The organism is Paracoccus sp. MKU1 (assembly GCF_001447385.1).
GTDB lineage: Bacteria > Pseudomonadota > Alphaproteobacteria > Rhodobacterales > Rhodobacteraceae > Paracoccus.
The window spans coordinates 1-8,661 of the sequence record NZ_LLWQ01000076.1 but is presented as its reverse complement, the minus strand read 5'-3'; the positions used below and the strand labels follow the sequence as shown (position 1 = coordinate 8,661).

Below are 8,661 nucleotides of genomic sequence, written 5' to 3'. Positions count from 1 at the left end.
GCCTATACGGACTACCGCTACCGCTTTCTCGGCAAGCAGGTCTATCTGGCGCTGGCGCTGCTGCCGCCGACCATTCCGGTCGTCATCATGGGGCTGGCGATGCTGGCTTATCTGTCGCGCATCGACCTGTCGGGCAATGCGCTGTCGGTCATCATCGCCCATGTGGTGATCTGCGCGCCCTTCGCCATGGCGGTGATCCGGCTGCGGCTGTCGCAGATGGACCCCTCGCTGGAGCCGGCGGCCTGGAATCTCGGCGCCTCGGAATGGGCGACGATGCGCCATGTCATCATTCCCTTCACCCGGCCGGCGATCCTGGGGGCGCTGTTCATCACCATGGCGGTGTCCTTCGACGAATTCGCCATCGCCTGGTTCGTCTCGGGCCTGAACGAGACGCTGCCGGTCAAGGTGCTGGGCTTCCTGCAAGGCCAGGTCAGCCCGCGCATCAACGCCATCGGCACCTTCGTCTTCGTGACGTCGATGACCCTCGTGATCCTGGCGCAACTGCTGCTGTCGGGGCGCGGCCCCGCAACCGACAAGGAATGAACTGATGCAAGAACCCCTGGTTTCCTTCGAGGGCGTCGCCAAGCGTTTCGGCAGCTATGTCGCCGTGCAAAAGATGGACCTGCAGATCCACAAGGGCGAGTTCCTTGCCATCATGGGCTCGTCCGGCTGCGGCAAGACCACGACGCTGCGCATGCTGGCCGGGCTGGAGGCCCCCAGCGAGGGCATCATCCGCCTGGCCGGCAAGCCGATCAACGACTTGCCGAGCTGGAGCCGCGACACGCCCATGGTCTGGCAGAGTCTGGCGCTGTTTCCGTTCCTGAATGTGATCGAGAATGTCGAGTTCGCGCTGAAGATGCGGGACATAGGCCGTGCCGAGCGCCGGCGACGGGCCGAGCAATGGCTGGAGCGCATGCAGATCGCCGAATTTGCCACCCGCAACATCAGCCAGCTTTCCGGCGGCCAGCGCCAGCGTGTCGCGCTTGCCCGCTCGCTGGTGGTCGAGCCAGAGATCTTGCTGCTCGACGAGCCGCTTTCGGCACTGGACGCGGCGCTGAAGGTGCGGATGCAATCGGTGCTGAAGAACCTGCAACGCGAGACCGGCATCACCTTCGTCTATGTCACCCACAGCCAGTCCGAGGCTTTCTCGATGGCCGATCGCGTCGTCATCATGAGCCGCGGCAAGATCGAGCAGATCGGCACGCCGCAAGAGATCTATCGCACGCCGCGCACGCGCTTCGTCGCGGATTTTCTGGGATCGTCCAATATTTTCCTGGGCCAGTTGAAGCAGGACCGGAGCGGCCGTGCCGCCATCGCCACCGCCAGCGGCGATTTCGTGCTTGCCGGGGGCGGGAAGGGGGCAACGCCGGGGCAGGCGGCCAGCCTGATCGTGCTGGATACCAAGATGCAGATCCATCTTCAACCGCCGGCAGACGCAGTGAACATGGTCGAGGCGCGCATGATCGGCGAGGAATTCATCGGCGCCACCGCCACCATCTATTTTGAAACCGGCGCGGGACAGGAAATACGGGTGCAGAAATCGCATGAAGAACTGGCTGATCTTCCGCTGGCCGTGGGCCGCTCCTTCCATCTGTCCTGGTCGCCCGCCGACGGCCATCTTGTGCCAGAATAGGCCGGGACGCGCCGCGCCGCCGCCCCTGGCCGGCGGTCCTGACCGCCTTTCCCATGCCGGGGCCTATGGGCTGTTTTATGCCGGGCGGCTTTGTCCCCTTGCGCTTGCGGGGGTTTCGGGCTCGCCCCATCTGCCGTGTCGCGGGAACGGGGGTTTCTCGCTGCTTGCCGGTCAGGGCCGGCAACAGGCGGGATGCCGTTAGCGTCCGAAGACGTGGTGTAATTTCTGCGCCGTCGCCGGTGTAATCTTGGGTGGCCATCGATGTGTAGTAAGAGATCTCTGGGCAGCACGGGCAGCTTAGCTTGACGACCTGAAGTTCCAAGGCAGCAGGTCATCGATACGGCTTTGTGGGTGGCCGCTGGCGATGGCTGCGAGGGTTGCCTTGAGGTAGGCGAAGGGCTCAATGCTGTTGATCTTGCAGGTCTCGATCAATGAGGCGATGCGCCCCCAGGCGATGCCACCTTCATCGTGACCGGCGAAGAGCGCATTCTTTCGATTGAGGGCAATAGGGTGGATCAGGTTTTCGACCCTGTTGGAGTCGATCTCGACGCGGCCGTCGGTCAGGAAAGTCTGCAACCCATCCCATTGGTTATGGATGTAGGTCAGCTTTTCGCCCAGCCGGGATTTGGCGGAGATTTTCCGACGCTGCGTCTGAAGCCATTCGCCGAAGGCTGCCACCAGCGGCGCGGTGCGGGCCTGACGGGCGGACAGACGCTGGCCGGGCGAGATGCCACGGATACCCCGTCGGTGCAGGTCCGGCAAGCATATTTCGGGCGCACGGTGCCATCGCGTCTGAAATTTAGCACTCAGAAGTCTCACAGTAGTATTCATCCCCGGAAGAACGGAGGGACGCCCTCTTCAGTCACAACAAGTTCATGGCGTCGTTGGACCCGTCATCGTTTCCGGGAATAGGCTGTTGAATATAATAGCCATGTATGCGGCGAAGAGTGTTTCAATGAGCCCCGTATAAACTCCGATACTTTGATAGTTGATACGCCCACTGACGAAAAGAGTAGCCCCCACTGGCAGCAGAAATGCACAAAAAATTAGTATTACAGATAGTTGAACATAAAATGAACGCTTCGGAACGGTCCAGTCGATGACATCACCCGCATCACCAACAACGTATCGAAGGAATGCTGTAAAGTAGAGCGACGTTAGGGGGGTAATTGATAATATTACCCCTATAGTTTCGTCGATGCCATCGAATAGTCTGACTCCCAAGTATCCGTAGATCGCAATCGACAAAAAGTGCGCCGCCAAAATTATGATCCCAAAACAATAGCGAACAAAGACAATATTCATGATCCTCTCCTAAAGGGACGCGATAATTCTCCGACCACCCAGGTCCTGAACAACTCCTCAAGGGCCGTTAGCCTGTCTCCATCGCTGTATAACGTCCAATTCGGATTGCTCAAGTTCTTCGCGACATGAAATTCAGCTCGAATGTACCGAGGCTCGTAGGCGTAAGTCCAAATCATATTCCCACATTGAAAGTCATGAAACAATAAAATCTTGTACTTGTGACTTTCGAAACCCCTATCACCGACTCTTCCAGACAAGCGGTCAGAGCGAGCTAAAAAAAGAATATCAAACTCGGCGATTTCAGATCTAAGGGTCCGCGTTACGACCACTTCAACTTGATCCTGAGAGTATCTATTGCTGGAGCACAACACGCTCTGCCCAATAATTCCCGACGCGACGGCGCCGCAAATCTCCGCTGGTGAAATTGTTTTTGCTCGCTCGGTATAGGATCGCTGCTCATCCGACTGGCATGCGACTGCAGCCGAGCACCACATAAAAGGAAGAGCGACTAACGCTGCCAATCTCATTGAACAATCCTCAATACGCGGACATTATCAGGATTAACAGTAACTAAGCTCTCTTCTTGCATAAGACTCTCAAGTGAGGAAAAGGCGCCGCCGATCTCACCTAGAGATAAAGCCGTCATGGGCGGCCAACCACCGCCACCCCCACCAGGCCAAGGCTTCGGCGGGCCGGAGGAAAGCACTATGGTCGCTCCACTTGCTTCAGGATCGGATGGCGGAACGATAGGTGGAAAAGCTGAAACCGGAGGCCATGAGCCACCACCACCACCGGGCCATTCGATTGGCCCGGTATCTCGCCTTGGCAGTATCACCAGCGCTTGGACATCAGGAAGATCACGATCAATCCTGTCAAGACGATCAAGAGACAGATCAACGCCATATCCAGAAAACTGTTCGGTTCGGATGTCGCTCTTAGCTACGAGACCGGATACTTCGATTTCAGAGCCATAGTACAACGGCGAATACTCAGGCTCTAGATCATTCTGCCCACCACGATCTGAATTGGCTCTGATCAGCGCGAACAGACGGTCTCCATCGGACAATCGTTCTGCCACATCAGCATCAACAGCGGCTTTGTCCACCTCGACGAAAAATAGTTCCTTCTGAATATCCTGAGGGTCACCGTACGTAGGTACCGCAAAAAGACTAACGAGCACAGCAATCGTTGAAACTCTAGTCAATTTCGCAGCCCTCCGGATACAGTATGTCTATAGACGGGTGCCTAGGTTCATGACCACACTATCGTAGGCTACCAAAGATTGACTTCCTTGTAAACGTGAGCAGCAGCCGCGCAAGCGCCTCGGGATCGTCGTAACCGACGATCTTGTATTCCGCTAGCGGAATACAAGGTCATATGCCGCCATCGGGACTATGCCGTGTTTCGTGTGCTGGCAGCGCTTAAACAGTTTGGAAGTCTGCGGTTTGGCCCCGATGGCGGCATATGATCCGAAGCCGGTGCCCACCCACGAGATCGATCTCAATCCGGCCTTCCCCGGAGAGGGGTGCCGCCGCCGCTGGGGAACCTTAGATCGCGCAGCTACGTGAACATCAGGTTCGCGTTTCGCGTCGTACCGCCGCGCGGCCTACCGAGACGCGTGGTAACCGCGCCTGCCCGCAGATCAGCCGCTTCACTTCCGCCGACCGGACCCGACGATTCTTCTGCTTTGTCACCGCAAACCAATAGTGTCCATCATTCCTCGGCGGATACTACCGTCGACGTCGCTGCCCCGGAAGGGCGGCGAGCCCCGGACGCTTACCCCACCCCCGATCCAGCATGTCGCTTAAGTAGCGACCAGTCTGGCTACGGGCCTGACAGGCTGTCGAGCGCGTCGCTGAGCGAACTGTTGAGCTTCGCGAGGCGGCCCGGACTGGCCGAAGCGGAAACGAAAGCGCGCCTGCGCTCCAGAGTCATCCGGTCGTTGCCAGTCATGCTGATAACGTGGCCCACGAAGCCCGCACCGTCGACCGCAGCCCAAACCATGTCCCGCTCGGGGTCGAAGTAGAGTAGGCCCGCGCCGAATTGATGCATCGCATTGAGCAGATCATCCTGCATCGACCGCACGCCTCCTGCCTCACGAAGAACGGGCCAAGAGATATCTTGGTCGGTGACGATCAATACGTCGGGCTGGCCTGCGTCACCAGCGCAGACGATCACCATGGCGTAGAGCGACGCCTCGTCTGGCCGCGCCTCCGCGTTCGCCGGTGAGCACGATAGCGGCGTCAACTTGATATCCGCCGGACCTGCCACCACGCAGCCCGCGCCTAGCGCGAGGAGTGTGGTCCCGAAGAGCACATGGGGGCGGGACATCCAACTCACAGCTTAAGTGCGGCCTTTGTTTTTGGGCCTACAATCCCATCCACTGTGAGGCCATTGACCCGCTGGAACTCCATCACGGCGGCCCGCGTAGCGGGCCCAAAGATCCCATCGACATCCATGTCGAGCCCAAGCAATAGGTTCAGCGCTTTCTGCAAATCCTCGACTATCTGCCCGCGGTCGCCAAAGTCGGTCAGACCGTTGTCGAAGCTGGAGCTTCCCTTCGTGAGTTTGCCCTCGTCCGCCCATTTTCGGATCAGCTGCTCGGAGGCTTCAAAATGCATCGAGTCCTCAATCGGGAAAGCCGCGCCCCAAAAGAAACCATGATCATTAAAAACCTTATAGATCTTAAGCAGGCCTTTTTGGGTACGTCCGTCGCCGCGCCTGTCGAGTCGTCCCTCGAGTGTGAGGTCAATGGCGGTGCCCCACGAGTGATTCGAGATCGCCGACCGTGAATCACGAACGTAACGGCAACAGAGCATCCCCATATGGCCAAGCGCATCGTAGACCTCGCGCTCCTGCGCGCGTATATCGGCCAGGATCGACCGAAGCGTCTCGACGGCAGGCTTAAGCCCTGAAACTTGGAAAGGGCCGACGTCTTCACTGACGACCTGCGAAAGGATCGCTTGGTTGTTGGGCCATCGGCAGTCGTCGTCGTAAGTGCCACGTGGGCTCCCGATTAGCGACAGCATCGTCGAGTTCCGCGCGCCTGACAGATTTCCGTTGATGCTTCGCCGATCTATCCCGAGCGAGGCGAATGTTACCGTTTGAGAAAGGCTCATTAGTCTCTCCATCAAGTCTAAGAAACTACGTCGAAAGCGCTATCAATTAGGAGGCTGATCAGGCCCGACCGAAACCGCTCGAGCGAGTTTTGCGTTACGCCGGCGGCCTGCAGGGCGTGCATCTTCATATTGCTCCGCCGCGCAGCAATCAGTAGCTCAAACTCGTCGCGTTCGAGATCACCCTTGGCAAGCGCCCGAGTCCAGCGTTCAAGCTTTTCCCGCGTGTCGCGGAGGAATGTCTCGGTGTCCTTTCTGGCTTGGTCTACGGCACCTTTCACTGTCTGTGCAGCGAGGAGACTCGCGCCATCCAGTACGCGCTTGATGAAATCATCCCACTGAAAGCTCATGTCATTGACCCCCTTGATCGGGCGAGCAATCGTCAGCGGCCTTCTTTGTGATCTCGACGCAGATCAGCGTGTCGAAGGCAAAGGCGATCTCACCGGCGAATTCTTCGCGGAAGACAGAACCGAAGCGCTCACGCCGTGCCCATTCCGCAGCGAAGGTGCCGACTAGTCCGGCGTTGGGATCGCGGATCATCCGCCACTGCTCGGTGACGACCTCATTGCGCGGCAGTCCACGGGCATATTCGTAAGCGGAATCAATGTCGGTCAAAAGCGACGCGACTTCCTGACGGCGTTCGAGGAATGGCTCATCAGAGGATACTACCAGTGCTAAACTGCGTGCTTTCAAGCTAGTGGCGTATCGGTATGCCTGTTCCGAAAACGGACTGGCAAGCGGTGTGCAGGCAAATATAGCAAATGCCAGTCCGAGCGCGAGCCATCGCGTCTTGAACAGTACAAGCAAAGTCGTACCGTCGCAAGTGCAGGTGTTTCTTGACCTCAACTCAGCGTCCCCCGACCTGCTAATCACTACCACGGTAGCACAGTTTTGAGCGTGCTGGCTACATGCGACCAGGCTTCAGAGCTTTCGGCGAATGACGTCCTGGAGCATCTCCCGGTCGAGCGTGAGGTCCGCCACGATCTTCTTCAGCCGGGCGTTCTCGTCTTCGAGTTGCCTGAGCCGGCGCATCTCATCGGGCAGCAACCCGCCATACTTCGTCTTCCAGGCGAAGTAGGTCGACTGCCCGATCCCAGCCTTGCGGCAGGTCTCGGCCACGGGCGTGCCCTCCTCGCCTTGCTTCAGGATGAACGCCTTCTGCGCATCCGAAAACTTGCTCGCCTTCATGCGACTCCGCTCCTCTCCCAGCCGGGAAATCGTAGCGGAAAACTCCAACTTCAAACGGTCCAGTTTCCGGGGATCAGATCAGCCAAGGATCACCACCATGCGGCGCTTCCGGTGCGGGAACGACGGCTGTCCCAGGATGATCTTCGCCGAGCGGTTCGGCGACGACATCGTCGCGCCGAGCGGCTGCAGTACGAGGGTTTCCGTCGTCGCGAGGAGATGAACACGGCCGTCCGGGCGCTCGCGGACGAAGGCGTGCCGATCAAGCAGATCGTCCTGCGGACCGGCTGCGGCCGGCAGACCGTCCGGCGCATCTTGCGCGGCGAGCGCGGTGACGTCTTCCGCGTCCGCGCGAGAGCTCGCTCGAGCCTTGGCTCGCGCAGCTCGACGAAGCCCGGTCGGACGGATGCACAATGAGTCAGAACCCTTATTCCACGCCGCTCAACAGCCTATCGGCTTTGTCCGTTGACGCTGCGCAACCCGCTGATCAATATATATGAAGCAGAAGGGGCAGCGATATATGCAAGGGATGAAAATCTTCTGCGGCTGGCGCACGATGATGCAGAGCGCGGTGGAATGGGCTTCGATGACCAATATCGGAATGGAGTTCGGCGTAGCACGGCCGAACGGATGCGGGACGCGGTGCTGAACGTCTATCCCCAGCTGGAGGAAATCACCGAGGAGCGCCGCCAGAAACGCTGGCGCTTCCGGCCCGGCTCGCTTGGCCGGATGGAGGAGGTGACGCTGGAGGAACTGGCCGCCGCCCACCGCGCGCTGTCGTTGGTGCGGCGCGAGGGCGACCTGGCCACCGCCAAGGTGCTGGAGCGACTGCTGGCCAAGAACCGCGCGCAACTGACCGGCCCGCGCCGCAACCGCCTCGCCCCCGATCTGGATGCGCAACTGATGGACGACGGCGTCGCCTTCCGCCCCGGCCCGCGCGAAAGGATCGCCCCCGAAATATTGTCGGCGCTGCGCGAGGCAGTTCTGGCGGGCGTCATGATCAGCGCCAATCATCGGGCGCACGGTTCGGGAAAACTGTCGCGCTATACCCGGCTGGGGCCGATCGCGCTGCTGTTCGGCGAGTGGCGGCAATATCTTCTGGCATGGAGCGAATATCAGGACAACCTGCGCCTGCTCGCATTGGCCGGTTTCGAGACCATTCGCCTTAAGCCCGATCCATATGAACGCCCCAAGGGTTTCGACTTGCAGGAATGGCTGTCCGAAAGCTTCGGCATCTGGCGCGAGGAGCCTTTCGAGGTGGAATGGGAGTTCTTGCCGGAAGTGGCAGAGGAAGCCGCAACGTATCTGTTCCATCCGAAACAGGAGGTCGAATGGTTGGAGGACGGCTCGCTGATGGTTCGTTTTCGAGCCAGAGGGCGGCAGGAAATGGAGTAGTATCTGGCGAGGTGGTGGTGKGGGGGG

General features: G+C 59.3%; 9 protein-coding genes and 3 pseudogenes. 4 read left to right on the top strand and 8 right to left on the bottom strand.

Going from position 1 to position 8,661, the window contains the following annotated elements; all coding sequences use genetic code 11:
* Positions 1 to 543, top strand: a 543-nt coding sequence (locus AQY21_RS05125; protein ID WP_058096702.1) for an ABC transporter permease, incomplete at its 5' end; no start/stop codon positions are given.
* A 4-nt stretch (positions 544 to 547) separates the two neighbouring features.
* Positions 548 to 1,633: an ABC transporter ATP-binding protein gene (locus AQY21_RS05120; RefSeq protein ID WP_058096701.1), complete on the top strand. Its 1,086-nt coding sequence runs from the start codon at positions 548 to 550 to the stop codon at positions 1,631 to 1,633.
* A 297-nt stretch (positions 1,634 to 1,930) separates the two neighbouring features.
* On the opposite strand, the pseudogene AQY21_RS05115 reads toward AQY21_RS05120, so the two are convergent.
* The 8 genes and pseudogenes from AQY21_RS05115 to AQY21_RS05090 form a co-directional block, all read right to left on the bottom strand.
* Positions 1,931 to 2,389 (bottom strand): annotated as a pseudogene (locus AQY21_RS05115) (transposase); the annotation flags it as partial.
* A 117-nt stretch (positions 2,390 to 2,506) separates the two neighbouring features.
* The gene (locus AQY21_RS28485) at positions 2,507 to 2,938 is read right to left on the bottom strand and encodes a hypothetical protein (protein WP_152988112.1); all 432 of its coding nucleotides are present in this window, start codon (positions 2,936 to 2,938) and stop codon (positions 2,507 to 2,509) included.
* A 523-nt stretch (positions 2,939 to 3,461) separates the two neighbouring features.
* A complete protein-coding gene (locus AQY21_RS28480; RefSeq protein ID WP_152988111.1) occupies positions 3,462 to 4,142 on the bottom strand; it encodes a hypothetical protein in 681 nt (226 codons plus the stop codon).
* A gap of 620 nt (positions 4,143 to 4,762) precedes the next feature.
* A complete protein-coding gene (locus tag AQY21_RS05110; protein WP_058096699.1) occupies positions 4,763 to 5,269 on the bottom strand; it encodes a hypothetical protein in 507 nt (168 codons plus the stop codon).
* 5 nt (positions 5,270 to 5,274) lie between these two features.
* Positions 5,275 to 6,057 carry a peptidoglycan-binding protein gene (locus AQY21_RS30065; protein ID WP_065169893.1) on the bottom strand — a complete coding sequence of 261 codons (783 nt, stop codon included), beginning with the start codon at positions 6,055 to 6,057 and terminating at the stop codon, positions 5,275 to 5,277.
* 17 nt (positions 6,058 to 6,074) lie between these two features.
* Entirely contained in the window at positions 6,075 to 6,404 is a 330-nt protein-coding gene (locus AQY21_RS05100; protein WP_058096697.1) for a hypothetical protein, read from the bottom strand.
* Position 6,405: 1 nt separating this feature from the next.
* Complete coding sequence (locus AQY21_RS28475; protein ID WP_152988110.1) at positions 6,406 to 6,861, bottom strand: hypothetical protein; 456 nt, start codon at positions 6,859 to 6,861, stop codon at positions 6,406 to 6,408.
* A gap of 120 nt (positions 6,862 to 6,981) precedes the next feature.
* Positions 6,982 to 7,242 (bottom strand): annotated as a pseudogene (locus AQY21_RS05090) (transposase); the annotation flags it as partial.
* Positions 7,243 to 7,416: 174 nt separating this feature from the next.
* Between AQY21_RS05090 and AQY21_RS05085 the strand changes: the two are divergent.
* Both AQY21_RS05085 and AQY21_RS05080 read left to right on the top strand, forming a co-directional pair.
* Positions 7,417 to 7,628: pseudogene (locus tag AQY21_RS05085) on the top strand (helix-turn-helix domain-containing protein); the annotation flags it as partial.
* Positions 7,629 to 7,869: 241 nt separating this feature from the next.
* Positions 7,870 to 8,634 carry a YafY family protein gene (locus AQY21_RS05080; RefSeq protein WP_058096694.1) on the top strand — a complete coding sequence of 255 codons (765 nt, stop codon included), beginning with the start codon at positions 7,870 to 7,872 and terminating at the stop codon, positions 8,632 to 8,634.
* Positions 8,635 to 8,661 lie beyond the last annotated feature (27 nt).